Below are 25545 nucleotides of genomic sequence, written 5' to 3' on the forward strand. Positions count from 1 at the left end.
GGCGGGAGGGGTCAGGCGTTCTTGGTGTCGCGCGGGGGCCGAGCGGGGGATCCGTCACGAACCGCGACCCGGAGTACCCGGCGACTAAAATCGCGGAGGTGACCGCAGCACCGCCCGCACCCCGGTTCGCCCTCGACATCGACGGGGTTCCGCGACCCGAGAGGTCGCAGCAGCTGCTCGACGGCGTGCGTGAGCGGGTCGTCATCGCCGACGGCGCGATGGGGACGATGCTCCAGCGGTACGACCTGTCGATCGACGGCGACTTCCAGGGCCTCGAGGGGTGCAACGAGATCCTCAACGTCTCGCGCCCCGACGTCGTCGGCGCGATCCACGACGCGTACCTCGAGGTCGGCGTCGACGCGGTCGAGACCAATACGTTCGGTGCGAACTGGTCGAACCTCGACGACTACGGCATCGTCGACCGCATCGCCGAGCTCGCCGAGGTCGGTGCGCGCATCGCGCGCGAGCGCGTCGAGGCGGCGGAGGCCGTCGACGGGCGCGTGCGCTGGGTGCTCGGCTCGATGGGTCCGGGCACGAAGCTGCCGAGCCTCGGCCACACCACCTACGACAACCTCAAGCAGACCTTCGCACTTCAGGCCGAGGGCCTCATCGACGGCGGCGCCGACGCGTTCCTCGTCGAGACGAGTCAGGACCTGCTCCAGACCAAGGCCGCGATCAACGGGTGTCGTCAGGCGATCGTGAGCCGCGGCATCCGTCTTCCGATCTTCGTCGAGGTGACCGTCGAGACCACCGGGACCATGCTCATGGGCTCCGAGATCGGCGCGGCGCTGACCGCGATCGAGCCGCTCGGCGTCGACGCGATCGGGCTCAACTGCGCCACCGGCCCGACCGAGATGAGCGAGCACCTCCGGCACCTGTCGAAGCACGCGACCGTGCCGATCGCGTGCATGCCCAACGCGGGGCTTCCCGTGCTCGGCGCGAACGGCGCGCATTACCCGCTCACCCCTGTCGAGCTCGCGACCGCGCACGAGCAGTTCGTGCGCGAGTTCGGGCTGGGACTCGTCGGCGGATGCTGCGGCACCACGCCCGAGCACCTGGCCGCGGTGGTCGAGCGCCTGGCCCACCTCCGGTCGTCGAGCGAGCGAACCGACACGAAACCTGCCGCACCCGGCCCAGACAGCGAGCGCGCGCTTCCCGTGCGCGCTCTCGGCGACCGGGCCATCGACCTCGACCCCGGCGTGGCCTCGCTCTACCAGCACGTGTCGTTCCAGCAGGACGCCTCGTACCTCGCGATCGGCGAGCGCACCAACGCGAACGGATCGAAGGCGTTCCGCGAGGCGATGCTCGAGGAGCGGTGGGACGACTGCGTCGAGATCGCCCGCGACCAGATCCGCGTCGGCGCCCACCTCCTGGACGTCTGCACCGACTACGTCGGGCGCGACGGCGCCGCGGACATGCGCGAGGTCGTGTCGCGTCTCGCGAGCGCGTCGACGCTGCCGCTCGTCGTGGACTCGACCGAGCCGGCGGTCATCGCCGCGGGGCTCGAGTTGATCGGAGGCCGGCCCGTCGTGAACTCCGTCAACTACGAGGACGGCGACGGCCCGACCTCGCGGTTCGGACGCATCATGCCGCTCGTCAAGGAGCACGGCACCGCGGTGGTGGCGCTGACGATCGACGAGCACGGCCAGGCGCGCACCACCGAGGGCAAGGTGCAGATCGCGACGCGGCTCATAGACGAGCTCGTGGGCGACTGGGGCCTGCGGGTGAACGACATCATCGTCGACTGCCTGACCTTCCCGATCGCCACCGGCCAGGAGGAGACCCGCCGCGACGCCATCGAGACGATCGAGGCGATCCGGCAGATCACCGCCAAGTACCCCGGCATCAACACGACGCTCGGCGTCTCGAACGTGTCGTTCGGCCTCAACCCGGCCGCGCGCAGCGTGCTGAACTCCGCGTTCCTGCACGAGGCGGTCCAGGCGGGCCTCACCTCGGGCATCATCGACGCCGCGAAGATCGTGCCGCTCGCCTCCATCTCGGAGGAGCAGCGCAAGGTCGCGCTCGATCTGGTGTGGGACCGCCGCGAGTACGACGCAGACGGCAACGTCACGTACGACCCGCTGGCACGGATGCTGGACCTCTTCGCGGGCGTCGACACCGCGGCCCTGCGCAACCAGCGGGCGGCCGAGCTCGCCGCGCTGCCGGTCGGCGAGCGGCTCGAGCGGCGCATCATCGACGGCGAGGGCAAGGGCCTCGAGGCAGACCTCGACCTCGCCCGCGAGGGCGGCCTGGCGCCGCTGCAGATCATCAACGACCACCTGCTCGAGGGTATGAAGGTCGTCGGCGAGCGGTTCGGCGCCGGCGAGATGCAGCTGCCGTTCGTGCTGCAGTCGGCCGAGGTCATGAAGAACGCGGTCGCCCTCCTCGAACCGCACATGGAGAAGTCGGATGCCTCGGGCAAGGGCCGCATCATCCTGGCGACGGTCCGCGGCGACGTGCACGACATCGGCAAGAACCTCGTCGACATCATCCTCACCAACAACGGGTACGACGTCGTCAACCTCGGCATCAAGCAGCCGATCGCGGACATCATCGCGGCCGCCGAGGAACACGACGCCGACGTCATCGGCATGTCCGGTCTCCTCGTGAAATCGACGGTCGTGATGAAGGAGAACCTCGAGGAGCTCACGTCGCGTGGCCTCGGCAAGAAGTGGCCGGTGATCCTCGGCGGTGCGGCGCTCACGCGCGCGTACGTCGAGGACGACCTCGCCTCGCTGTTCGACGGCGAGGTGCGCTATGCCCGCGATGCGTTCGAGGGGCTCGCGCTCATGGACCCGCTCGTGAAGATCGCGCGCGGCGCCGATCCGGCGTCCGTCGGACTCCCGGCGCTGAAGAAGCGGCGGCATGCGGCGGGCTCCAAGCTCACCCTCACGGAGCCCGAGGCGATGCCGGCACGCTCGGACGTGGCATCCGACAATCCCGTCCCCGCTCCGCCGTTCTGGGGCACCCGCATCGTCCGCGGCCTGGCGCTGCACGATTACGCCGGGTTCCTCGACGAGCGCGCGACGTTCATGGGCCAGTGGGGCCTCAAACCCGGCCGCGGCGAGGACGGCGCCACCTACGAGCAGCTCGTCGAGACGGAGGGCCGGCCGCGGCTGCGGTACTGGCTCGACCGCATCCTCGCCGAGGGCATGCTCGACGCCTCGGTCGCGTACGGGTTCTTCCCTGTCGTGTCGGAAGGCAACGACGTCGTCGTGCTGCACCACGGCGACGACCCCTCGGGAGCGCTGGGGGACGCCGGCCTCCTCGCCCCCGACGGCGGGTCGGGCGGCACGCTCGGCACCGACCGGCTGCGCTTCCACTTCCCGCGCCAGCGCCGCGACCGCCACCTGTGCCTCGCCGACTTCGTGCGCTCGCGCGAGTCCGGCCAGGTCGACGTGCTGCCGGTGCAGCTCGTGACCGCGGGCGCGAACATCGATTCGGTCACCGCGAAGCTCTTCGCCGAGGACAGGTACCGCGACTACTACGAGCTCAACGGGCTGGTGATGCAGCTGACCGAGGCGCTCGCCGAGTACTGGCACGCCCGCATCCGCTCCGAGCTCGGCTTCTCGCAGGAGGACCCGACCGACACGGCGGGCCTCTTCAAACTCGAGTACCGCGGCGCCCGCTTCTCGCTCGGCTACCCCGCGTGCCCCGACATGGAGGACCGCCGCAAGGTCGTCGAGCTCCTCCGCCCCGAGCGGATGGGGGTCGAGCTCAGCGAGGAGCTGCAGCTTCACCCCGAGCAGTCGACCGATGCGTTCGTCTTCCACCACCCCGAGGCGAAGTACTTCTCCGTCTGAGGTCGGGTGCTTTCAGAACACGGATGCGGCGACCCGCGGCATCCGTCAATCCGACGTGATCCGGAAGTCGATGCCGGCGGGCACGCCGCCGTCGAGCCATGCGTCGGGCGATGCCGTGATGAAGGACACGATGCCGAGCACGGAGGCCACGAGCGGCACCAGCCACAGGGCGGTCGCGGCGATCCGGAGGATGCGCGTGATCTGGGCGGTCGTCGTGGCCTTCGCGGCGCGGCTCAGGGCGATGACGAACACGAGCGCCATCACGAGCCACGTCAGGGGCGACGGGCGCAGCGTCGCGGTGTAGCAGATCTGGTCTCCGCCGGACGCGGAGCCCAGGCATCCGCCGCTCGAGGCGAGGGTGAGCATGCCGTAGAGCACCGCCCACAGGAGGCCGCGCTTCGCGAGCGAGACGATCTCGGGCAGGTACGCGCCGACGAGGTCGGTCGGCGGCGGTGCGGTCGCGGTGATCACGTGGGCTCCTTCCGGCACGTGACCCTCACGATAGGGCAGATGCGCGCTCTCGCGGGGCGGGGATGGGCTGCGTCCGTGTCGCCAGCGGCTTGGTGCGCCGCAGCGCCGCGAGGATCGGACGGCCGACCACGATCAGTCCGAGGACCGTGGTGATCGCGCGGAGGGTGTCCCAGCTGAGGGTCGAGGTGACGAGCGAGTACAGCAGGAAGCTCGTGAGGTTCACGTCGAGCGGCGCGCTGCCGTCGTACGAGATGCCGGTGCCGTAGCCGACGGCGAACGGCCAGAACCAGAGGTTCATCAGCAGGCCGAACGCGTATGAGGCCACGACGCCGTAGACGCTGAGCATCGCGATCTCGCCCCCGCGCGAGATCCGCCGGGGGAGGAGTCCCGCGATCGCGCCGACCCACGCACACGCGAACATCTGGAACGGGGTCCACGGACCGAACGTGCCCGTGATCAGGGTGGACAGGGCGATCGTCGCCATGCCGAGCAGCATGCCGAACCGTGCGCCGTACGCACGCCCCGCCAGGATCAGCAGGATGAACACCGCCTCGACGCCGCCGACGCCGGTGCCCGCGATGCGCACGGCCGCGCCGATCGCGGCGAGCGTGCCGAGCAGCGCCAGCATGTGCGCCGATCGCACGCTCCCGTCGAGCGTCGCGACGACGACGAGCGCGGCGAGCGGCACGAGCGCGAGCGCCGCCACGGGCACCGCCGCGTAGGCCTGTTCGGGTACCGCGGTGGCGACCAGTGGCCAGCAGAACGCCCCGACCGCGACGAGGTTGGCGGCGGCCAGTGCGGCGAGCGGCAGACGGCGTCCCCGGACGCGTCGCCGGGAGCCGTCGGGCACGGTCTCGCCTGTTCGCAATTCAGGAAGGTTTGCAGGACCCGCGTCCGCAGGAAGGCGTTCCCACCTTTCGGCCTGGGTTGCAGACCGGGAGGGAGCCGGCGCGCGGCCGGCCGGATCAGGGTGCTCCCCGAGGCCTGAGCCGTCCGCGGAGGGCCGGAGCGTCCGGTCACGAGTTCCCAACTCAGGATCGTTCGAGCCGACGGCATCAGCACCCCCCGAATTCCGCGGTTCGCGCACGGTCGACGCGCGCTCATCCTGAGTTGGGAACGGCGCGGCGGTGAGCACCCCGGCCCGCATCGTCAGGGTGCGGTCGGCGCGGGCCGTGAAGTCGGGCTCGTGCGAGGCCACCAGCACCGCCGTGCCGGATGCGGCGAGCGAGGTCAGCGCCGCCCAGACCAGGTCGCGGGCGGCGGGGTCGAGGCCGCGCGTGGGCTCGTCGACCATGAGCACCCGCGGCGAGCCCGCGAGCTGGATCGCCAGTGCGAGGCAGCGTCGCTCACCCGCAGAGAGGTCGCGTGGATGCCGCGCCAGCCGTGCTGCGAGTGCCGGGCTGTCGGGGTCGAGACCCAGGAATCCGGCGAACCGTGCCGCGGTGCCCGGCGCCGAACCCACGTCGCGGCGCGCGGCCCGGCGGTCCGCCCGACGGCATTCGGCGGCGACGCTGTCGGACACGAAAAGGTCGTCCGAGGCATCCGGAACCAGCGAGACCCGACCGGCTGACTCGATGTCCGCTCCCCGTGCGGGCAGTGCGAGCGCCGCGAGCAGGCTCGACTTGCCGGCGCCGTTGGGTCCGACGAGTGCGACGATCTCGCCGGCGCGCAGTTCGATGTCTGCACCCGCTACGGCCACCGTTTCGCGGTGGCGCACCGTGATTCCGCGGGCGCGCAGCACGACATCCCCCGGTTCCGCGGGTTCGGGGCGCATCCCGTTCACTCGGGGCGCATCCCGTGCGCCCCGATCGTCCGCGGTGCGCCCCGAACCCGTGAAGGACTCCACGGAATCGACCACGCCGTCGTCGATCCGCAGCACCGTGTCGGCGATCCCGGAGAGCGCCTGGACGCGGTGCTCGGCGACGACGACGCACATACCGGCCTCGTGCGCGAGGGCATCCAGCAGGTGTGCGACGCGCACGCGAGCGTCCGCGTCGAGGTCGGCGAGCGGTTCGTCGACCAGCAGCAGGATGGGGTGCTCGACGATCGCCGCGGCGATCGCCACGATCGTCGCCTCACCGGCCGAGAGCCCGCGGGTGGTGCGGTCGAGCAGCGGCACGCCGACCCGCTCGGCGACCTCGGCCACGCGCGCGGCGGTGATCACGGGCGCGACGCCGCGCAGCTCGAGCGAGAGCCCGATCTCGTCGCGCACCCACTCGGTGGCGAACGCGTCACGCGGATGCTGCAGCACCACGCCCACGCGCTGGGCGAGGTCGCGCGGGGGCACCGTCGCGCGTTCGTGCCCGACGACCCGCAGCGACCTGGCGATCCAGCCGCCGTCGGTGTGCGTGTGCAGGCCCGCGACGGCCCGCAGCAGCGTCGATTTGCCCGCGCCGGTCGGCCCCGACACGAGCGTGAGCGTGCCCGCCTCGAGCGTGAGCGACGGCGGAAGCCGGAGACCGAGTCCCGCAGCGCCATCGCCGAACGCGATCTGCACGCTCTCGGCCTGAACCGGTGCGAGGCAGTCCCCGTCCAGCCCGCGTCCCGCGAAGCCACGCAGCTCGAGGGCTGCGGCCACGGCCCCGGCGCGCTCGAGGGTTCGCTCCAGCAGCGGCAGCAGCATCCGTGCCCCGCCGCGCTCGCCGCGGAGTCGTTGCGCGAACCGCACCGCGCGGGCGCCGTCGGCGAGCGAGGGGAGCGTGGCCGCGGCGATCGCGAGCGCCCGTGCGACGCCGCGCAGCGGGCCGCGTCGCGAGGCCCGCGCGAAGACCCGGTGCAGGTCGACAAGGGCGTTCACCACCCCGAACGCGAGGATCGCGAGGGCGATCGGCACGGCGCTGGCCGCGGCATCCCACAGTCCGTCGACCGTGACGGGACCCAGCAGCACCACATGCGCGAACGGCGACGGCAGCCGCACCGCCGGAAGATCCAGCAGGACGAAGCCGTCGCCGTCGGCGCCGTGGAAGAGGATGCGGTAGACGACCCGGGCCGCCACGAACCCTGCGGCGAGGATCGCCGCGGCTCGCAGGGGACCGGGTCGGAACGTCATGTCAGGACGTCGGCGCTGCCGGTTCGCCGTTCAGGGTGAAGAGCAGTTCGAGTCCCTCGCCGGGCTCGAGCTCGAGGGTCGACAGGCCTTCCTCGGCGTACCCCCACTCGCCTTCGGCGGGCTTGATCCACAGCGACCAGTAGGCGAACGCCGCGGGCATCGATTCGCAGGTCTCGAAGTACTCCGAGCCGTCGTCTGCGGTGATCGCCTGGTCTTCAGCCGGGACGCCGTTCACGCGGCACACGACCTGGTCGCCGTACTCCTCGGTGCCCTCGGTCGTGACGTTCACGAGCGTCAGCGCGTCGGCGGCGGCGAGCGTCTCGTCGGTCTCGATGCACCACGACTTGCTGTCGCCGTCCTCGAGCGCCGAGGCGTCCACAGCCACGGTGATGCCGGCGTCATCGGCGCACGCCTCGTCGCTGACCTGCACGGCCTGCGTGTCGGAGGCCGTCGGCGCAGCCTCGGGGGCGTCGGACGAGCAGGCGGCGAGGGCGAAGAGCAGTGCAGCGGATGCCGCGGCGGCCGCCACGGCGCGAAGAGTCGAAGTCACCGATCCAGGCTAGGCCCCTGCTGCCGGTGTCCGGTTGCACATGACGCCCGCGCGGAGCCCGCCGTAGGCTGGCCGGGTGAGCGTTTCGGAACTCTTCGACGACAGCGAGTGGCAGCAGGCGCCCGGCCGGCCCGAGGGCGGCTACACCGACATCACGGCCCACGTCTCGAAGGACGGCCGCATCGCGCGCATTGCGTTCGACCGGCCGGAGGTGCGCAACGCCTTCCGCCCCCACACCGTGGACGAGCTCTACCGCGCGCTCGACATCGCTCGCCAGGACCCCCGCGTGGGTGTCGTCCTGCTCACCGGAAACGGGCCGAGCCCCAAGGACGGCGGCTGGGCCTTCTGCTCGGGCGGCGACCAGCGCATCCGCGGGCGCGACGGCTACAAGTACTCCGAGGACGAGTCCGCGGTCCCGGCCGAGCAGCAGGCCCGCGCCGGGCGACTCCACATCCTCGAGGTGCAGCGGCTGATCCGGTTCATGCCCAAGGTCGTCATCGCGGTGATCCCCGGGTGGGCCGCGGGCGGCGGGCACTCGCTGCACGTCGTGTGCGACCTGTCGATCGCCTCCGCCGAGCACGGCCGGTTCAAGCAGACGGACGCCGATGTGGGCTCGTTCGACGCCGGGTACGGCTCCGCGTACTTCGCCCGGCAGATCGGGCAGAAGTTCGCGCGCGAGGTCTTCTTCCTCGCCGAGGAGTACTCCGCGCAGCGCGCCTACGAGATGGGCGCGGTGAACCGGGTCGTGCCGCATGCCGACCTCGAGCGCGAAGCCGTGTCGATGGCCCGCACGATCCTCACCAAGTCGCCGACCGCGATCCGCATGCTGAAGTTCGCGTTCAACGCGGTCGACGACGGCTTGGTCGGTCAGCAGGTCTTCGCGGGGGAGGCCACGCGCCTGGCCTACGGCACCGACGAGGCGGTCGAGGGCCGCGACTCGTTCCTCGAGAAGCGCGACCCGGACTGGTCGCCCTACCCTTGGCACTTCTGATGAGCACCAACTCCTCCGAAACTCCCGCCCTGGGCCTGGGAGCGCGGCGAAACGGCCTGGGCCGGCAGGTTTCCGAGGAGTTGATGCCCGCATGAAGCTCGTCCCCGTCGTCGGCGATGACCCCCGCGAGATCCTGCGGGGTCTGCGCGGTGCGCTGCACGGCGCCGGACCCGCGCTCGGCCTCGGCCTCGTCAGCGGGCTGCCCGGCGAGGTGCGGGCGGGCACGGCCGTGGTCGTGACGACGTCCGGGTCCACCGGCATCCCGAAGAGCGTCGTCCTCAGCCGTGACGCGCTCACTTCGAGCGCCCTGTCGACCGCCGACCGCATCGGCGACGGCGCGTGGCTGCTGGCGCTGCCGGCGAGCTACGTCGCGGGACTGCAGGTGCTCGTGCGCTCCCTCGTCCAGGACCGCGAGCCCGCGATCCTGGCGGGCGCTTTCACCCCGCAGGCGTTCTCGGCGGCCGCGCTGATGATGGTGTCGACCGAGCGCGGCGAGCGGGTGCCGAGCTACACGTCGCTGGTGCCGGCGCAGCTGTCGAAGCTCCTCGACGCGGCCGAGCACGACCCTTCGGTTCTCGCGGCGCTGCGCTCCTTCGAGACGATCCTCGTCGGTGGCCAGGCGCTCCCCGCGGCGACCCTCGAGCGCGCTCAAGCCGCGGGCGCACGCATTGTGCGCACCTACGGCTCCACCGAGACCAGCGGCGGCTGCGTCTATGACGGCGTGGCCCTGGGCAACGTGCGGCTGCGCATCGAGCGCGGGGAGGTGCAGGTCTCCGGCCCGACACTGGCCGACGGCTACCTCGGCAACGACGAACTGACGGATGCTGTGTTCCTCCGCGACCGCGACGGCTCCCGGTGGTACCGCACCGGTGACGCAGGGCTGATCGAGGACGGCGTCCTGCGCGTGCGGGGCCGCATCGACAACGTCATCGTGTCGGGCGGCATCAACGTCTCGCTCGACCGCGTCGAGCGGATCGTGCGCGGGATCCCGGGGCTCGCTCTCGCCGTCGTCGTGGGGATTCCCGACGAGCGGTGGGGCGAGGCATCCGTCGTCGTGGCCTCCCGGGGCGAGGCGCTGCGGCGCAGCGAAGCCGTGCAGCTCGAGGAAGCGCGTGCCGCCGTCCAGGCCGAGATCGGCGCACATGCCCGCCCGGCACGGCTGGTGCTGGTGGACGAGCTCGCGACGCTGCCCTCGGGAAAGCCCGACCGCGAGGCGATCCGCCGCGCGGTGATGGCCCTGCACTGACGCGGCGCGCCGCGGGGTCAGCCCTGCGGGTACGGGCCGGTGTCGACGACGCAGAAGCGGTTGCCCTCGGTGTCTTCGAGGACGACCCAGTCGGCGTCGTCGGGGTAGTCGTGCCAGTCGACCTCGCGCGCGCCGAGCCCGAGCAGGCGGGTCACCTCGGCCGCCTGGTCCTCGGCGTACAGGTCGAGGTGGATCCGCGGCGGGTAGTGCTGCGGGTACCCGGTGACCGACAGCGCGAGGCTCGCTCCGGGCGCCGACCAATCGGTCTTGCCCGGCGGATCGAGGATCACCCAGTCGTCGGAGGGCTCGTTGCGGTTCACGTAGCCGAGGGCCGTGCGCCAGAAGTCGCCGGCGCGTGAGATGTCCTCCACGGTGAGGACGATGGATCCGATGCTCAGCATGGGCTTCATCCTCGCCCTCGGCGCCGACATCCGTCAGGGGGTTGACGGATTCGCGTGCCTCATCGGCGCGGCCCCTATGATGTGCATTCGTGGCAGGAACCCCGAGCAAGAAGCGAACCACCGCCGGACGCAGGAAGCAGCCTCCCCGCGGGAACCCGCAGAAGGCGCACGTCCCGCGCGACCCCGCGCACGTCGCGAAGCCCACGGCGCGCGACTGGATCGGCGCGGCGCGCCTGCGCACCCTGCCCCTCGCGATCACGCCCATCCTCGTCGGCACGGGCGCCGCGATCCTCGTGGTGGACGTCTTCCACTGGGTGATCGCGCTCTTCTGCCTCATCGTGTCGGTGTCGCTGCAGATCGGCGTCAACTACGCCAACGACTACAGCGACGGGATCCGTGGCACCGACGACTTCCGGGTCGGTCCCGCCCGCCTCACGGCCGGCCGCAAGGTGAAGCCGCGCACGGTGCTCATCGTCGCGCTGGCGTTCTTCGCGATCGCCGCGGTCGCCGGGCTCGCGATCACCATCCGCACGCAGCAGTGGTGGCTGATCGCCGCCGGTGCCGTGTGCATCCTCGCGGCGTGGTTCTACACCGGCGGCAAGCGCCCCTACGGCTACTACGGCCTCGGCGAGCTCTTCGTCTTCGTGTTCTTCGGTCTCGTCGCGACGCTCGGCACGACGTGGGTGCAGGCCTTCGCGCTCCCGCAGGAGGCGTGGTTCGGCGCCGTCGGCGTCGGTCTCATCGCCTGCGCGGTGCTGCTGGCGAACAACCTGCGCGACATCGACCAGGACCGCGCCGCGCACAAGCGGACGCTCACCGTGCTCATCGGCCGCACCGCCACGCGCTGGCTCTTCACCGTGTTCCTGCTGGTGGCGTTCGCCATCGCCGCGTTCCTGGCGTGGATCGGCTACCCGATCGCCTGGCTCACGCTGCTGGCGCTGCTGGCCGGTGCGCCCGCGATCCTCATCGTGTGGACCTACCGCGACCCGCGCGAGCTCGTCGTCGCCCTCGGGCTCACGTCCCTGACGTCGGTCGCCTACGGCGCGTTCCTGATGTGGGCCTTCATCGGCTGACGGATGCCGCACGCCGGCCGGCCGCGGACTCAGATACCGCGTCCTGGTCGAGAAACCACGCGCCGCGTGGTGTCCCGGCGTGGATGAGGTATCTCGCGCTCAGGAGCGGCTGCCGGGCGTCTCGGCGTCGGGCGCGGCGGGCGTAGCAGGGGCGGCGGGCGTGGCAGGGGCGGCGGCGTCGGCCGCGGCATCCTCCGCCTCCTCGTCGCTCGCCGCCGCACGCGCCTGGGCGCGGCGCTCGGCAAGGCCCGACGTGACCTCGTCGAGAGGCTTGCGCAGGAACAGCACCGAGAGGCTCAGGCCGATGAGGGCGGCGAAGATGGCGGCGAGCCAGTAGTACTCGCGCATGATCGGGAACAGCATCAGGATGCCGAACGGCACGAGGAACGCCAGCAGCCGCAGCACCGAATAGACGATGGCAGAGCGCGCTTTCACCCGTCCATCCTACGTTCCGTCGGCGAGTCGGATTCTGCGGCGGTTGCGTCACGGAGCGCCCGCGAACGCCCACTCGGGGCCCCGCCCGCCTAGGATGGGAAGATGCCTCGGGTGCTGTTGATTCTGGCCCTGGTGGCGACCGCGTTCTGGGTCTTCACCATCGTCGATTGCGCCGTCCAGCCCCCGACCCGCCACCGCGGCGTGAGCAAGCCGATCTGGATCCTCATCGTCGTCCTGCTGCCGGTGCTGGGCGGCCTCCTCTGGCTCATCGTCGGCCGGGGGCGCGCGTCGGCCGTCGCCGCCCGCAGGGCACCCGACGACGACCCCGAGTTCCTCGGCCGCATCGGCACGATCTCCGACCAGGACGAGCGCATCCGCCGCCTCGAGGAGGAGCTCGCGCAGCTCGACGCCGAGGGCGAAGACCCCCGCTTCAACCCGCCGGGCGGTCCCGCGGCATCCGACGACACCGCCGTGCCCGGAAGCGCGGCAGCCGCGGGCGGCACCGCCACGCCGGGAACCCCGCCGCAGCCGAAGCCGCCGATCCGTCCCGCGGACGGCGACGACGACGCCCGCGGTCAGCGCGAGGCCCTCGGCTGACGTGACCGACTCCGACAGCGCCGGGGGCGCGCTCGACGCCGCGCCCGCGACCGATGCCGCCGCTGCGCTGCTGGGCCGGCTCGTCGAGCTCGGTGTGCGCCACGTCGTCCTGAGCCCGGGCTCGCGCTCGCAGGCGCTCGCCCTGGTCGCCGCCGAGCTGGAACGGCGCGGGGCCCTCCGCCTCCACGTGCGCATCGACGAGCGCGTCGCCGGCTTCACCGCGCTCGGCATCGGACGGGAGACACGGATGCCGGCGGCCGTGGTCTGCACGTCGGGCACCGCGGTCGCGAACCTGCTGCCCGCCGCGCTCGAGGCCCATCACGCCGGCGTCCCGCTGCTGCTGCTCACTGCCGACCGACCCCCGGAGCTGCGCGGTGTCGGTGCGAACCAGACGACGCGCCAGCCGGGGATGTTCGCACCCACGGTGCGGCTCGAGGCCGACGTGCCGGTGCCCGAGGCGCTCGATCCCGATGGCACGCACGAGCAGAGTGCGATGCTCCGCCTCCTCGCCGAGGACGCGATCGCCGCGGCGCTGGGTGCGGGCACGCGGTCGCCGGGTCCGGTGCACCTGAACCTGCCGTACCGCGAGCCGCTGTCGGGCGCTCTCCCCGCGTGGATGGGCGTGCCCGCCGCCGAGCTCGACACCGCGGTCGTCGACGACCCCGACGGACCTCCGGTGGCGGTCGACGCCGAGGACGAGGCATCCGGTGCGCTGTATCAGGGCGGGGGCGGCATCGGCGAGGCCGACCTCCCGACCGAGCCGGAGGACGCGCCGCTCGTGCTCGAGCGCGGTCCCCGCACCATCGTGCTCGCAGGTGCCGACGCCGGCCCCGACGCGGAGGAGCTCGCCCACGTCGGCGCGTGGCCGCTCGTCGCCGAGATCGTGAGCGGTGCGCGCTTCGGCCGTCAGCTCGTGCACGGCTACCGCGCGCTGCTGCGCGACCCGCAGCTCGGCGGCCGCATCGAGCGGGTCGTCGTGCTGGGCCACCCGACTCTCAGCAGGGAGACGGCGGCGCTGCTCTCCGCCCCGGAGATCGAGGTCGTCGCGATCCGGGGTCCGGGCGAGCCGCTCAACCTCAACGGCGTCACTCTGGCCGCCGACCGCATCGCGGTCGCGACCGGCGACCCGGACCGCGAATGGCTCGGGGAGTGGATGCAGGCATCACGCGCAGCATCCGTCGATCTCACGCCACCCGCACCCGATGCCGACGGTCTCTCGTCGGCGGTGCCGGGGGAGCGGCTCGGTGCGATCGCGGCGGAGCTCGGGGTGATCCGCGCACCCGTCGACCGCGCCGCGCTCGTCGACGCCGTCTGGCGGGCGACGTGGCCCCATGATCGCCTCGTGTTCGGCTCGTCGCGTCTGGTGCGCGTCGCCGACCAGGTGCTCCCGGGCAAGAAGGTGCCGGTCCACGCCAATCGCGGGCTGGCGGGCATCGACGGAACGATCGCCACGGCGACCGGCATCGCCCTCGCGAGCCAGTCCGGCGGGGGCGCAGGCGTCACGCGCGTGATCCTCGGCGATCTCGCGCTGCTCCATGACGCCGGCGCGATGCTCCTGCCGCCCCAGGAGGATGAGCCGCGCATCCAGCTGATCGTCGGCAACGACGGCGGCGGCACGATCTTCGACGGGCTCGAGGTGGCAGCCGTCGCGGGCGCCGATGTGATGGACCGGGTGCTGCTGACCCCGCACACGGTGCGCCTCGAGCAGCTCGCGCTCGCGTACGGCTGGGAGTACCGTCGCGTCACGACGCGGGCGGCCCTCGACCAGGCGCTCACGTCGCCGGTCGGCGGACGCCAGCTGATCGAGGTCCCGCTCGAGCGCTGAGCCCGCGGCATCCGCCATGATGGCTCCATGATCGCCTCGAGTCAGAAGCACTGGAGCGGCGACGTCGCCGATCTCCTCCGAGTGGGTGAGAGCTTCGTCCTCGCCGACGTCGACACCCGCTCGACCCCGGGATACGAGAAGGACAAGGCGCACGCGGCGGATGACCTCCAGTCCGGCGCCGCCGATCTCGACGAGTATCAGGAGCGTCTCTACGCCCGCAGCCGGGTCGATGCGACGAACGCCTCCGTGCTGCTGGTGCTGCAGGCGATGGACTCCGCCGGCAAGGGCGGCATCATCCGTCATGTGGTGGGCTCCGTCGACCCGCAGGGCATCGTGCTCTCGGCGTTCAAGAAGCCGACGGAGGAAGAGCTGAAGCACGACTTCCTGTGGCGGGTCAAGCAGCGGCTTCCCGTCTCGGGCATGATCGGCGTCTTCGATCGCTCGCACTACGAGGACGTGCTCATCGGCCGCGTGCGACGGCTCGCCCCCGAGCAGGAGATCGAGCGTCGCTACGCGGCGATCAACGACTTCGAGCGCCAGTTGACCGATTCCGGTACGAGGGTCGTCAAGGTGATGCTGCACATCTCGCCGGATGAGCAGAAGAAGCGCCTGATGCGGCGACTCAACCGCCTCGACAAGCACTGGAAGTACAACCCGACCGACGTCGATGAGCGCGAGCTGTGGCCGCAGTACATGGCGGCGTACCAGACCGTGTTCGAGCGCACGTCGACCGAGCACGCGCCGTGGTTCGTCGTGCCCGCCGACCACAAGTGGTACGGGCGCCTCGCCGTCCAGAACCTGCTGCTCGAGGCACTCCAGGACATCGACCCGCAGTGGCCGAAGGCGACGTTCGACGTCGAAACCGAGAAGCGGCGCCTCGCGGCCACCTGACCCGCCGCTCGCACCGAACGCCTCCCCGCCGAACCCCGGCAGGGGGGGCGTTCGTCGTGGAGCAGGCGGGTATTCGAGCTCGCAAAGTAGTTGATGCTCACGAGTACTTGACGTGATACAGTACTTGACATGACACAAGACGACGCGTTCGCGGCCGACCTGCTGCGCGGCCACACCGACACGATCGTGCTCGGTGTGCTGCGGCGCGGCGACGCGTACGGCTTCGAGATCTACAAGACCATCCGCGATGCGACCGGCGGCGATCACGAGATCAAGGAGGCGACGCTGTACGCCACGTACCGCCGCCTGGAGAAGGACGGCCTCGTCGAGTCGTACTGGGGCGACGAGTCGCAGGGCGGCCGTCGCAAGTACTACCGCATCACCGACGCCGGCCGCGCGGTCTTCCGCGGCAACGTCGCGGCCTGGACCGCGACCCGGCGCATCATCGACTCACTGCTCGACGTGAAGGAGAGCCAGCAATGAACACCGACATCCATCGACTCCTCGACGAGGCGTTCCAGGGCATCGAGATGACGCCCGACGCGCAGGACCTCAAGGAGGAGGTGCGCGCCAACCTCGTCGCCCGCACCGACGAGCTGGAGGCGGCGGGCATCGCGCCGACCGAGGCCGCGCGCCGTGCGATCGCCGAGCTCGGTGATGTGCGTGCCCTTCTCGATGCGACGACGGATGCTGCGCCCCGCCCGCACGCGGACGGCTACGCGGCCCTGCAGCAGCGTCATCGCGTGCGTCCGAAGCCCGGCTTCGTGGTGCGGGCCGTGGTGTGGTCCATCGCCGCGGTGATCGGCATCACGCTCGGCATCCTCGGGGCGGCCGGCGTGTGGCCGATTCCGCTCGGCGCCCAGATCGGCGCCTTCGGGTTCGCGGCGACCGCCCTCGGCCTCCTCGTCGGCGACTCGCTCTCGCAGGAGACGACGACCAACCACCCGATGCCGCAGAACCGCGCCGCCGGGTACTTCCTCGCCACGCTGCTCGGCGCGTACGGGCTCGGCTTCGTCGCGCTCGTCGCCTTCGGTTCGATGCCGGTGTGGGGCGTCGTGTTCGCGGCGCTCGGCGTCATCGCGTCGATCATCCTGTTCGCGTTCCTCGGGGCGAGCCAGACGAACCGCCACAAGGCCTGGACGCGTCAGGCGCACACGAGCGAGCCGCCGAACCGGTTCGAGCGCGAGCCCGAGACCGCCGCACGCTTCGGCATCTACAGCGCCGTCATCTGGCTGGTGACCTTCGCCGTCATCGCGGTGCTCGTCTTCACCGTCGGCTGGTGGTGGGCGCCGGTGGCCTTCGTCGGCGGTTTCGCGGTCATGATGCTCGTCCTCGCACGCATGCTCTTCAGCCCCGAGAAGAAGTCCTGAAACGTCGGGCGGCGCAGCGCGACGCCCGACCCCTCAACAACCCATTCGCAGGAAGGGATGCTTCGCCATGCCTGAAAACTCCATCACCGGTGATCGCGCGATCGTCGCCACCGATCTCGTCAAGGTCTATCCGGGTCGCGGCCGCAGGCCCGCGGTCCGCGCCCTCGACGGCCTCGGGTTCTCGGTTCCGGCCGGCCGCGTGTTCGGCCTCCTCGGCCCGAACGGCGCCGGCAAGTCCACGACCACCAAGATCCTCACGACGCTGTCCCGCCCGACGAGCGGAACCGCCGTCGTCGCGGGGCACGACGTCGCGACCGACCCGGCGTCGGTGCGCGCCACCATCGGCTACGTGTCCCAGGGGGCGAGCACGGATCCGCTCCTCACCGCGCGCGAGAACCTCGAGATCGCCGCGCGGCTGCGTGGCGTGGGATCGGGGGAGGCCCGTGGCCGCGCGGCGCGCCTGCTCGACGAGTTCGGGCTGGCCGAGGCATCCCGTCGTCCTGTCGGCACATTCTCCGGGGGCATGCGCCGGCGTCTCGATGTCGCAGCGGCGCTCGCGCACCGGCCGCGCGTGCTGTTCCTCGACGAGCCCACCACGGGGCTCGACCCCGAGGCGCGCGCGACGATGTGGGCCGAGATCCGGCGGCTCTCGGGCGAGGAGGCGCTCACGGTCGTGCTCACGACCCACTACATGGAGGAGGCCGACCGCCTCGCCGACGAGCTGCTCATCGTCAATCGCGGTCGCGCGGTCGTGCAGGGCACGCCCGACGAGCTCAAGGCGGCGCTGCACGGCGACTCGCTGAGGGTGTCGCTCGTGGAGCCCGACCCTGCTGCCGTGCGCGCGGCGATCGGGCGCGTGGCGGGCCTGCGGGACGTCGTGATCGAGGCGTCCGGTGTCGACGGCGTCCTCGCTGCGCGTACCGACGACGCCTCGGCGGCGGTCGGGGCCGTGATCGGAGCATTGGATGCCGCGGGCATCCGCTTCGGCCAGGTCGCGGCATCCCACCCCACCCTCGACGACGTGTACCTCCACTTCGTCGGCCACACCTTCGGCGACGCCGCAGTGCCCGCCCTCACGGAAGGAGTCGCAGCATGACGACTCTCGCTCTCACCGGCGCAGCGCCCCGCGCGGGCTGGTTCACGCAGGCCGGCCAGGTGCTGCGCCGCTGGCTGATCGCGACCCTGCGCCAGGTGTGGGGACCGGTCATGTCCCTGATCCAGCCGGTCATCTGGATCGTGCTGTTCGGACAGGTCTTCCAGTCGCTCGGCGCGCTGCCGCAGTTCGGCGGTGCCGGCTACATCGACTACCTCGTGCCCGGCATCCTCATGATGACCGTCCTCTACTCGGGGGCTTGGGCCGGAACCGGGTACATCGACGACATCAACTCCGGTGTCATGGATCAGTACCTGACCTCGCCGGTGTCGCGTTCCGCGATCATCACGGGGCAGCTCGCACAGCAGCTGATCATCAACCTCGCGCAGTCGCTCGTCGTCCTCGGCATCGGCTGGCTCGCCGGTGCACGGTATCCGGGCGGGGCGGGAGGCACGCTCGCCGCCCTCGGCATCGCGACGCTGCTCGCGACGATCTTCTGCTGCGCATCGACGGCGGTAGCGCTCGTCTCGCGGAGTCAGATCGCGCTGATCAGCCTGTCGCAGCTCGTCGTGCTTCCGGCGACGTTCCTGTCGACCACGATGATGCCGGCCGACCTCATGCCCGAGTGGGTCCAGGACGTCTCGCGCTGGAACCCCATGACGTGGGCGGTCGAGCTCGGCCGCGGCGGCCTGTCGGGCGAGTACCCGTCGAACGGCTGGTGGCAGCTGGGCGGACTCGCCGTGCTCGCGGCCCTGGCGTTCATCTGGGCGATGCGGTCGATCCGCGCCTACCAGCGCTCGGTGTGACGGTCGCCGTCCGTGACCTCGGGTTTCGGGGCGCGGAAGGCGCGTTCGGGGCGCGACGGATGCGCCCCGAACGTATGCGGTGCGCCCCGAGCCCGGCTCACGTCGGCCGCCGCCGCGACCTCAGGCGAGCGCGTCGACGATCGGGCGGAACTTGACCCTGGTCTCGAGCAGCTCCTTGTCGGGGTTGCTCTGCGCGACGATCCCCGCGCCCGCGTGCGCGACGACGGGGATCGTCGCGCTGTACTCGGCGACGTTGCGGGGCGGCTCCCCGCCGATCTGCGCGCAGCGCAGGGCGATGGCCCACTCGCCGTTGCCGTCGCCGTCGATCCAGCCCACCGGACCGGCGTAGCGGCCGCGGTCGAACGGCTCGAGCCGGCGGATGAGGTCGAGCGCGGCATCCGTCGGCGTCCCGGCCACAGCCGCTGTGGGGTGGAGCTCCGCGACCAGGTCGAGGGCGGAGGCGTGGTCGGCCAGGTCGCCCGCGACGTCGGTCGCGAGGTGCCAGAGATTGGGCAGCTTGAGGGTGAACGGCTCGGGATCGGCCCGCAGATGACGCACGTGCGGCCCGAGCCTCGCGAGCACGCTCTGCACGGCGTAGCGATGCTCGTCGAGGTCCTTCGCGCTGTGGGCGAGGGAGGTCGATGCCGCGGTGTCGTCGTGCGCGTCGGTTCCTCGCGGGATCGTCCCCGCGAGCACGCGCGCCGTCACGACGCCGCGCGCGGCGGTCACGAGCGTCTCGGGGCTCGCGCCGATGAGGCCGTCGACGGCGAAGGTCCAGGTGTCGGGGTAGTCGTCGGCGAGGGCGCGCACGAGCCGTCGCAGGTCGGCGCCGGCCGGGATCGTGCCGACGAGGTCACGCGCGAGCACGACCTTCTCGAGCTCTCCGCGCACGATCGCGTCGATGGCGCCGCGCACGGCCGCCTGGTAGCCGGCGGGATCGAGTGTGCCGGGTCCGAGCGTCGCCGACCAGTACGACCCATATGGCCTGGGCTCCACGATGACGTCGTCCACCTCCGCCGAGACGCGTCGGATGCGCGTGACCCACGAGCGTCCGCGGTGGCGACCGATGACCGCCTGCGGGATCAGGAGGCGGCTCGTGGCAGACGACCTCTCGTCGAAGACGAGCGTGCCGAACGCGACCAGCCCTGTGCCGGGGAGGCCGACGGGGTCATCGATCTCCGCGGTGGCGGCGATCTGCCGCCACGTCTCGGCCGCCGACGGCAGCGTCGCCGGATCGACGCCAGGAGCGGAGTGGGGTCCGCGCTCGTAGCCGCCCAGCCAGCCGATCCCGACGATGCCGTCGCCGCGTCTCAGCCAGGCGAGAGGCTCGTCGGGAGAGGCATAGGTGAGGAGGTCGTCGATGTGCTCGATCTCGCGGGTCTCGACCACCAGCTCAGGCGGGCGGTGCGAAGGTGTCACGAGTCCAGCCTAGACTCGCGGATCCGGGCCGGATGCCGGTCGCGGCTGCCCTTGTGCGTGCCGCGGCGCGGGGTGAGGATGGCCGCGTGAGCGTGCGTTATCTGATCACCGTCGACCCCGATGCCGACCAGAGCTCGGTCGAGGCAGGCCTTCGCGACGCCGGCGCGGAGTCGGTCGCGCCGCCGGCGCCGGAGCTTCCCGACGTGTTCATCGCCACGGTCGACGAGTCGGTCGCCGACTACGCCGATCGCGCGCAGGCGGTGTCCGGAGTGAGAGTCGCCGAGCCCGACGCGTGGGTCGGCTTCGGGGGAGAAGGCGGCACCGAGACGCGCGACATCGGCCTCATGCCCGTCGAAGAGCCCTTCGGGGAGCCGCCCGCCGGCGATATGCGCTGAGTCACCGCAGCCGCAGGGGCGGGTGCGCGACGCTTGCCGAGGGGCCGGCGCAGCGCAGCAGTGTCAGCACGACGCCCGCCGTGCCGTCGAGGACCGCCGGTGATCGGCCGCCCCGCACACCGTGTCTGAACCTCGTGCTCCCGTCGGCATCGATGCCGGCGGCGACGACGGATGCCTCGTACCGTGCCGCGCGCCGGTGCTCCTCGCGGGATGCGGCATCGGTGGACCACTCCGCCTCGGCGCCGGCCAGGTGCAGCTCGACGATGCCGGAGCGGCCGTGGCACAGGGTGGCGTCGTCCTCCGCCTCGTCGGGGATCTCCCGCCGGGCGCGCTGGACCGAGCGCAGCGCACGGAGGTAGGTCGCTTCGCTCTCGAGGGCACCGTCCCTGTCGATGCGGGAGCGGAGCGCCGCCGCGATCCCGATCCCCGGAGCTCCGTGGCACCACGCCAGACCGATCGCCGGCTCATCCAGGCGCAGGTCGTACCAGCCGCCGTCCTCGGCGCCGTAACCCGCGTCCTCCCACGTCCACGCGGCATCGGCGAGCGCTCGGTCTGCACCGGCGACGCCGGCGGCATGCGCGGCGAGCAGCGCCAGGCCGATGCCCGACGAGCCGTGCGCCAGGCCGGTGACAGCGCGGTCGCCGTCGGCCATCGGCCAGCGTGCGCCGCAGACGTCGACGACGGCGCGAGCGCGCAGGTCGCGCACGAGCCGCTCGGCGGCCGTCGCCCGATGCCGCTCGGCGCTCGCCGGCAGTGCGGCGGCGAGCACCGCGAGCAGATGGCCCGCTGAGCCGTCGAGAAGATCGGCGTACCCGGGAAGCCACGAGTCGTCCGCCGTCGCGAGCGCCGCGACCGCCCGGGCAGCGAGCCGGCGGCTTCCGTCGGCGAGGTCGGGCCGGCCGAGCAGGTCCGCGATCCGCTCCGCGGCGATCGCGATCCCCAGGTCTCCGCTCTGCCAGCCGAGCTGTCCGCGCCGCGCGGCCCGGCGGCGGTCGAGAACGTCCGCGAGGGTCGCCTGGGCGAGCAGCGCAAGGGATTCATCGCGCGCGTGCCGTGCCGCCGCGGCGAGAGCGAGGGCGATGCCCGCCCGCCCGGTGAGGAGGCCATCGTCGACGGGCCCCGTCTTCAGGACGGATCCGTCGGCACTCGCGGCGAGGTCGATCTCGTCGCCGATCCACTCCGGCGCCCCGCGGTCGTCGACGACCACGTCGGCAGCGAGGCGGTGGGCCAGCGCGATCGCCGCGGCTCCGAGTTCGCCGGGCGACCGCACCGCCGGCGCCGACGCAGCGAGGGCCGGGGCGACGGCGGTCATGGCCGCGCCCTCCAGGGTCGTGTCACGTCGAGACCGACCGTGCCGGCGGCCTCGCGCAGACGGTGCGGCGCAGCATCCGTATGCGCGGTCATCGCCGCGATCGCGGCGACCTGGGCCGTCCGCAGCTGACCGAAGCTGGTGCCGTCGGCGGGATCCTCCGACATCCCGATGCCCCGGGCGATGCGTCGCGTCGTCGGCGGGATCGACGCATCGACGTGGGGCGCGATGTCCATGGCCTGGCGACGAAGCGCCGCGGCCACCCGCGCCCGGACGACCCGAGGCGTGTAGACGACGAGCGCGTCGGGCCGGCCGTAGCCGGCGGGCGCAGGCAGGCACTTGAGTGAGAAGGCGCTCCCGGCGTCTGCGAACGCGCCCATCAGCGCAGGCAGCAGGGCCGCGGAGTCCTCCGGCGAGCGGGAGTGCGTGTACCAGCGGTCGAGGGGGCCGTCGGGGACGCCCTCGCCGGAGTGCGCCCACCACCATCCCGACCCGCGGTCCCATCCCGACGACCCCCGGGTGATCGTCACCAGATCGCCCGGCGCCGGGTGGCAGCCGGGCCGCGAGGACGAGACGACGCGGTCTATCGCGATGCGGACGTGGCCCGGTGGGGCGGAGGAAGGAGGACGGGATGCCACGACCGTGGCGGTGCCGTCACGCACGGCCAGGACGATCCATGCCTCGGACGTGCCTGCCGCGCGGCGTCGCATCGCCTCGAACAGGCCGACGCGGGGGAACGCGGCAGGAGCGCCGAGGGTGCGCTCCGACGGTGTGGGGGCATCGCCGGCCGGGCCGGTCCACCAGTTCGCATAGAGCCATTCCGCGAGCGGGCTCTCGATCTCGACCCCGGTCGGAGCGCCCGCGCGCAATCCTCGTGCTTCCTTTGCGCCCTCGACGAGCGCGAGCGCCCGGCTCAGCGCACGCAGTGTCGCCTCGGGGATGCGCTCGCCGCGGGCGACGGCCGCCCCGGCCGCGGCGACGGAGGTCATCGTGCGAGGCATGAGCGCAGCTCCTCCGTGAGTGCGGACAGGTGATCCTGGTGTCCGATCGCGAGGCCCGCGAGCTCGTGGGACTGCTCCTCGTCGCCGTGCTCGCTCCGCTCGGCGACCTCGAGCGCGAACTGCGCGAGGCGCAGCACCGCGGCCAGCGCGACGCGCTCCGCGAAAAGTCCTGTGGCGCGCGACGAGATCCGCGCGGCCTCGCCGTAACCGCGCACGAGCTCACGGCCCGTCGACGGCAGCCCGGCCGCGGCCGACCTGCCGCGCAGCAGATGCTCGGCGACGAGGCATCCGAGGTCCCATGCCGGATCGCCCGCCCCCGCCAGTTCCCAGTCGACGATGACGGGGGAGGGGCCGGGCGCGACGGCGACGTTGTCCCACTTGAGGTCGTGGTGCACGAGCGCGCGCCCGGCAGGCGTGCGCAGGCGCGCGGCTGCGGCCATCAGGGCGGGCTGCGCGCGAAGGAAGGCGATGAGGTCGCGCGTCGTCAGGGCGAGGCCGAGCGAGTCGGCGCGTTCGACCGTGCGCAGCACGTGGAGCACGAGCGGCGGGCGCGCCGGCGGCAGAGGCAGCCCGGCGGTGGCGCGATGCACGGCGCCCACGCGGGCGCCGAGGAGACGGAAGAAGGCGTCCTCGTCGCCGATCGTGTCAGAGACGAGGGCGAGGGACGCCGGATGCCCCGCTCCGAGGTCCTCCACGACGAGGATGCCATGCTCCTCGTCGACGGCCGCGGGCGACGGGATCGCGTCCTGCAGGGGAAGGCACCAGCGCGCCATGCGCTGCACGAACAGCTCCGCGCCGAGTCCTTCCTGGGCAGAGCCGGTCGATCCGTCGGCGGGTGGCGTGAAGGCGCCGGATTTGACGACCACGCGTCGGTCGTCCGGGAGGTGCACGGCCCACACGCCGTGGGCGCGGGACAGGTCGGTGGGCTCGGCGCGCAGCAGCTCGGTGGGACCGAGCAGCCCCACCGCGCGCAGGGCGGTGACGGACGGATGCGGGGTGGTGCCCGCATCCGTCCGCACCATGGTCGCGTCGGCGATCACTCGTCGAACAGCCCCTCGCCGTAGGCGTCGCCGCCGCCGGACTGGAGCTCCTCGATCGCCGCGGCATAGCCGGCGGCGAAGCCGGCCTCGTAGTCGCCCTGCTCGACGCCGAACGGGTCGGCACCGCCAGGCTGGGGTCCGGGTCCCGGGCCCGTCACGGTCGTCGGGACCTTGGTCACCGTCGTCGTCACGGGGCATGCGATGTGGATCGACTTGATCTTCTTGCACTGCAGCGGAAGGACCGTCTTGATCGTGCCGCACTCCGGGAGGGTGATCGTCCTCGGTACGCAGGCCACCACAGGAGTGCGCAGCTTGACGGTGATCGTCGGCTTGATGACGATCGGCCCTCGCGCCTTGAGCACCGCCGCAGCGGCGTCGACGAGTCCCCAGCCGTACCGGTCGTTCGGCACGGGATCGCCCGCGACGTCGCGGAGCGGCTTCGCCGTCGAACGGAGGATGTCGCCGATCTCGGTTGCCGTCAGGCTCGGCTTGACCGCCTTCACGAGTGCCGCGACACCCGCCACGTGCGGCGAGGCCATCGACGTGCCGGCCATCGTGGCGAGGCCCCCTGCGAGGTACGTCGACAGGATGCCGACACCCGGCGCCGAGATGTCGATGTGCGGTCCGGTCTGCGAGAACGCCGCGCGCGACTCGTTCGACTGGATCGCGGCGACCGCGATCACGTCCGGATAGGCGGCAGGGAAGCTCGGCGAAGAGCTGCCGTCGTTGCCCATCGCGGCCACGACGACCACGCCCTTGCTCACCGCGTACGCCACCGCGCTCGCCTCGACCGAGGTCGAGGACGGGCTGCCGAGGCTCATGTTGATGACATGGGCGCCGTTGTCGGCCGCGTACCGGATGGCCGCGGCGACGTCGGCCGACGAGCCCGTGCCGCTCACGCGACCGTCGCTGATGCGCACGACCCGGGTGAGCGCCTTGATCGGCATGATCCGTGTCTGCCACCCGACGCCCGCGACGCCGACGGCGTTGTCGGACACGGCGGCGATGGTGCCCGCGACGTGCGTGCCGTGGCCGACCTCGTCCTCGGGGATCGCGTCGCGCCCCGCGAAGTCGCCCTCGAAGCGCCACCCCGGGTTCGGCGTCGGGTTCGGACCCAGATCGACCATGTCGAATCCCGGGACCAGCAGCGGCGCCAGCTCGGGGTGGTCGAGGTCGACGCCCGAGTCGATGACCGCCACGACGACGCTCGCGGATCCCTTCGTGACGTCCCACGCGTCCGGGGCGTTGATCTTGGTCAGCCCCCACTGCGCCCCGAACTGCGGGTCGTCAGGGATGACGCTGGCCTCCCGCCACCGGTTCGGCTCGGCGACCTCGACCTCATCGAGGGCGTCGAGCTCAGCCGCCGCCTTGTCGGGGGCGACCTTCGCGTCGATGCGGACACGGAACGAGCGACCGAGGATCGATTCCTCGGGCTCGGGCACGCCGTCCAGGGCCATCGCGGAACGCGCGATGCCCTGCGAGGGCGGGGCGAGCCGGGTGATGTCGTAGGCACCGAGGCTCGCGAGCACGGCGTCGACGCCCGACACCCCCAGCGAATCGGCCATCGAGACGCCGCGGCCGCCGGGGTGGATGGGCACGGACGCCGTCATCGCATCGGCGGCGTCGGCTTTGAGCGTGACGATGACCTCGCCGGGAATGACGTCGTCGCCGTCGATGTAGAGCGGAGCGGAGGCACCCAGTTCCGCCCGAGGAGCGGACGTGCGCTTTCGCGACGAGCCGCCGGATGTTGCAGCCATTTTCGGACTTCTCTCCTCAAGGG

The 25545-nt window shown here is 72.2% G+C and carries 22 protein-coding genes; 12 read left to right on the forward strand and 10 right to left on the reverse strand.

What is annotated here, in order from left to right:
• The first annotated feature begins 98 nt into the window (after positions 1-98).
• Positions 99-3803 carry a methionine synthase gene (locus RS82_RS02250; protein WP_045296638.1) on the forward strand — a complete coding sequence of 1235 codons (3705 nt, stop codon included), beginning with the start codon at positions 99-101 and terminating at the stop codon, positions 3801-3803.
• A gap of 45 nt (positions 3804-3848) precedes the next feature.
• On the opposite strand, the gene RS82_RS02255 is transcribed toward RS82_RS02250, so the two are convergent.
• The 3 genes from RS82_RS02255 to RS82_RS02265 are packed head-to-tail and all read right to left on the reverse strand — an operon-like array spanning position 3849 to position 7873.
• Entirely contained in the window at positions 3849-4274 is a 426-nt protein-coding gene (locus RS82_RS02255) for a hypothetical protein (protein ID WP_045296640.1), read from the reverse strand.
• Between the two features lie 25 nt (positions 4275-4299).
• Positions 4300-7323, reverse strand: coding sequence for an ATP-binding cassette domain-containing protein (locus RS82_RS02260; RefSeq protein ID WP_045296641.1), 3024 nt, complete (start codon positions 7321-7323; stop codon positions 4300-4302).
• 1 nt (position 7324) lies between these two features.
• Positions 7325-7873 (reverse strand): hypothetical protein, encoded by a 549-nt coding sequence (locus tag RS82_RS02265; RefSeq protein ID WP_045296642.1) that lies wholly within the window; start codon positions 7871-7873, stop codon positions 7325-7327.
• A 76-nt stretch (positions 7874-7949) separates the two neighbouring features.
• On the opposite strand from RS82_RS02265, the gene RS82_RS02270 reads away from it, so the two are divergent.
• Both RS82_RS02270 and RS82_RS02275 read left to right on the forward strand, forming a co-directional pair.
• On the forward strand, positions 7950-8864 hold the full coding sequence (locus tag RS82_RS02270; RefSeq protein WP_045296643.1) for a 1,4-dihydroxy-2-naphthoyl-CoA synthase: 915 nt from the start codon (positions 7950-7952) through the stop codon (positions 8862-8864).
• 91 nt (positions 8865-8955) lie between these two features.
• Positions 8956-10110 carry an AMP-binding protein gene (locus tag RS82_RS02275; protein ID WP_045296644.1) on the forward strand — a complete coding sequence of 385 codons (1155 nt, stop codon included), beginning with the start codon at positions 8956-8958 and terminating at the stop codon, positions 10108-10110.
• A 17-nt stretch (positions 10111-10127) separates the two neighbouring features.
• Here RS82_RS02275 and RS82_RS02280 read toward each other — a convergent pair whose 3' ends face one another.
• Positions 10128-10511 (reverse strand): VOC family protein, encoded by a 384-nt coding sequence (locus RS82_RS02280; protein ID WP_045296645.1) that lies wholly within the window; start codon positions 10509-10511, stop codon positions 10128-10130.
• Between the two features lie 89 nt (positions 10512-10600).
• Between RS82_RS02280 and RS82_RS02285 the strand changes: the two genes are divergently transcribed.
• Positions 10601-11584 (forward strand): 1,4-dihydroxy-2-naphthoate polyprenyltransferase, encoded by a 984-nt coding sequence (locus tag RS82_RS02285; protein ID WP_045296646.1) that lies wholly within the window; start codon positions 10601-10603, stop codon positions 11582-11584.
• Positions 11585-11683: 99 nt separating this feature from the next.
• Here RS82_RS02285 and RS82_RS02290 read toward each other — a convergent pair whose 3' ends face one another.
• Complete coding sequence (locus RS82_RS02290; RefSeq protein ID WP_045296647.1) at positions 11684-12019, reverse strand: DUF4229 domain-containing protein; 336 nt, start codon at positions 12017-12019, stop codon at positions 11684-11686.
• Between the two features lie 102 nt (positions 12020-12121).
• On the opposite strand from RS82_RS02290, the gene RS82_RS02295 reads away from it, so the two are divergent.
• The 7 genes from RS82_RS02295 to RS82_RS02325 all read left to right on the forward strand — a co-directional run bounded on the left by RS82_RS02295 (position 12122) and on the right by RS82_RS02325 (position 18601).
• Positions 12122-12616, forward strand: a complete 495-nt coding sequence (locus RS82_RS02295; protein WP_045296648.1) for a PLDc N-terminal domain-containing protein — start codon at positions 12122-12124, stop codon at positions 12614-12616.
• A 1-nt stretch (position 12617) separates the two neighbouring features.
• The gene (gene menD, locus RS82_RS02300) at positions 12618-14441 is read left to right on the forward strand and encodes a 2-succinyl-5-enolpyruvyl-6-hydroxy-3-cyclohexene-1-carboxylic-acid synthase (protein WP_045296649.1); all 1824 of its coding nucleotides are present in this window, start codon (positions 12618-12620) and stop codon (positions 14439-14441) included.
• 27 nt (positions 14442-14468) lie between these two features.
• Complete coding sequence (locus tag RS82_RS02305) at positions 14469-15332, forward strand: PPK2 family polyphosphate kinase (protein WP_045296650.1); 864 nt, start codon at positions 14469-14471, stop codon at positions 15330-15332.
• Positions 15333-15461: 129 nt separating this feature from the next.
• Complete coding sequence (locus tag RS82_RS02310; protein ID WP_045296651.1) at positions 15462-15815, forward strand: PadR family transcriptional regulator; 354 nt, start codon at positions 15462-15464, stop codon at positions 15813-15815.
• On the forward strand, positions 15812-16702 hold the full coding sequence (locus RS82_RS02315; protein ID WP_045296652.1) for a permease prefix domain 1-containing protein: 891 nt from the start codon (positions 15812-15814) through the stop codon (positions 16700-16702). Before RS82_RS02310 ends, RS82_RS02315 begins: the two co-directional genes overlap by 4 nt.
• Positions 16703-16769: 67 nt before the next feature.
• Positions 16770-17798, forward strand: a complete 1029-nt coding sequence (locus RS82_RS02320; RefSeq protein WP_045296654.1) for an ABC transporter ATP-binding protein — start codon at positions 16770-16772, stop codon at positions 17796-17798.
• Entirely contained in the window at positions 17795-18601 is an 807-nt protein-coding gene (locus RS82_RS02325) for an ABC transporter permease (protein ID WP_045296656.1), read from the forward strand. The genes RS82_RS02320 and RS82_RS02325 overlap by 4 nt, the downstream gene beginning before the upstream one ends.
• A 120-nt stretch (positions 18602-18721) precedes the next feature.
• Here RS82_RS02325 and RS82_RS02330 read toward each other — a convergent pair whose 3' ends face one another.
• Positions 18722-20020 (reverse strand): isochorismate synthase, encoded by a 1299-nt coding sequence (locus RS82_RS02330; RefSeq protein WP_045296657.1) that lies wholly within the window; start codon positions 20018-20020, stop codon positions 18722-18724.
• An 86-nt stretch (positions 20021-20106) separates the two neighbouring features.
• On the opposite strand from RS82_RS02330, the gene RS82_RS02335 reads away from it, so the two are divergent.
• Positions 20107-20415 carry a hypothetical protein gene (locus RS82_RS02335; protein ID WP_045296659.1) on the forward strand — a complete coding sequence of 103 codons (309 nt, stop codon included), beginning with the start codon at positions 20107-20109 and terminating at the stop codon, positions 20413-20415.
• 1 nt (position 20416) lies between these two features.
• Here the strand turns inward: RS82_RS02335 and RS82_RS02340 are convergent, their stop codons facing one another.
• Genes RS82_RS02340 through RS82_RS20570 form a run of 4 tightly spaced genes read right to left on the reverse strand, consistent with a single transcriptional unit; the run spans position 20417 to position 25522 of the window.
• Entirely contained in the window at positions 20417-21727 is a 1311-nt protein-coding gene (locus RS82_RS02340; RefSeq protein ID WP_045296660.1) for a lanthionine synthetase LanC family protein, read from the reverse strand.
• Positions 21724-22725, reverse strand: coding sequence for a T3SS effector HopA1 family protein (locus tag RS82_RS21490; RefSeq protein WP_045296661.1), 1002 nt, complete (start codon positions 22723-22725; stop codon positions 21724-21726). Before RS82_RS21490 ends, RS82_RS02340 begins: the two co-directional genes overlap by 4 nt.
• Entirely contained in the window at positions 22710-23765 is a 1056-nt protein-coding gene (locus tag RS82_RS02350; protein ID WP_045296662.1) for a phosphotransferase, read from the reverse strand. Before RS82_RS02350 ends, RS82_RS21490 begins: the two co-directional genes overlap by 16 nt.
• Positions 23762-25522 (reverse strand): peptidase S8, encoded by a 1761-nt coding sequence (locus tag RS82_RS20570; protein ID WP_052676660.1) that lies wholly within the window; start codon positions 25520-25522, stop codon positions 23762-23764. The genes RS82_RS02350 and RS82_RS20570 overlap by 4 nt, the downstream gene beginning before the upstream one ends.
• Between the last annotated feature and the right edge of the window lie 23 nt (positions 25523-25545).

It is taken from the genome of Microbacterium trichothecenolyticum, assembly GCF_000956465.1.
Classification (GTDB): Bacteria; Actinomycetota; Actinomycetes; order Actinomycetales; family Microbacteriaceae; genus Microbacterium; species Microbacterium trichothecenolyticum.

Excerpts from the sequence above, each read along its gene's own strand:
- RS82_RS02260 (WP_045296641.1), bottom strand. The coding sequence starts at position 7,323 with ATGACGTTCCGACCCGGTCCCCTGCGAGCCGCGGCGATCCTCGCCGCA.
- RS82_RS02275 (WP_045296644.1), top strand. The coding sequence starts at position 8,956 with ATGAAGCTCGTCCCCGTCGTCGGCGATGACCCCCGCGAGATCCTGCGG.
- RS82_RS02280 (WP_045296645.1), bottom strand. The coding sequence starts at position 10,511 with ATGCTGAGCATCGGATCCATCGTCCTCACCGTGGAGGACATCTCACGC.
- RS82_RS02295 (WP_045296648.1), top strand. The coding sequence starts at position 12,122 with ATGCCTCGGGTGCTGTTGATTCTGGCCCTGGTGGCGACCGCGTTCTGG.
- RS82_RS02305 (WP_045296650.1), top strand. The coding sequence starts at position 14,469 with ATGATCGCCTCGAGTCAGAAGCACTGGAGCGGCGACGTCGCCGATCTC.
- RS82_RS02310 (WP_045296651.1), top strand. The coding sequence starts at position 15,462 with ATGACACAAGACGACGCGTTCGCGGCCGACCTGCTGCGCGGCCACACC.
- RS82_RS02315 (WP_045296652.1), top strand. The coding sequence starts at position 15,812 with ATGAACACCGACATCCATCGACTCCTCGACGAGGCGTTCCAGGGCATC.
- RS82_RS02320 (WP_045296654.1), top strand. The coding sequence starts at position 16,770 with ATGCCTGAAAACTCCATCACCGGTGATCGCGCGATCGTCGCCACCGAT.
- RS82_RS02325 (WP_045296656.1), top strand. The coding sequence starts at position 17,795 with ATGACGACTCTCGCTCTCACCGGCGCAGCGCCCCGCGCGGGCTGGTTC.
- RS82_RS02340 (WP_045296660.1), bottom strand. The coding sequence starts at position 21,727 with ATGACCGCCGTCGCCCCGGCCCTCGCTGCGTCGGCGCCGGCGGTGCGG.
- RS82_RS21490 (WP_045296661.1), bottom strand. The coding sequence starts at position 22,725 with ATGCCTCGCACGATGACCTCCGTCGCCGCGGCCGGGGCGGCCGTCGCC.
- RS82_RS20570 (WP_052676660.1), bottom strand. The coding sequence starts at position 25,522 with ATGGCTGCAACATCCGGCGGCTCGTCGCGAAAGCGCACGTCCGCTCCT.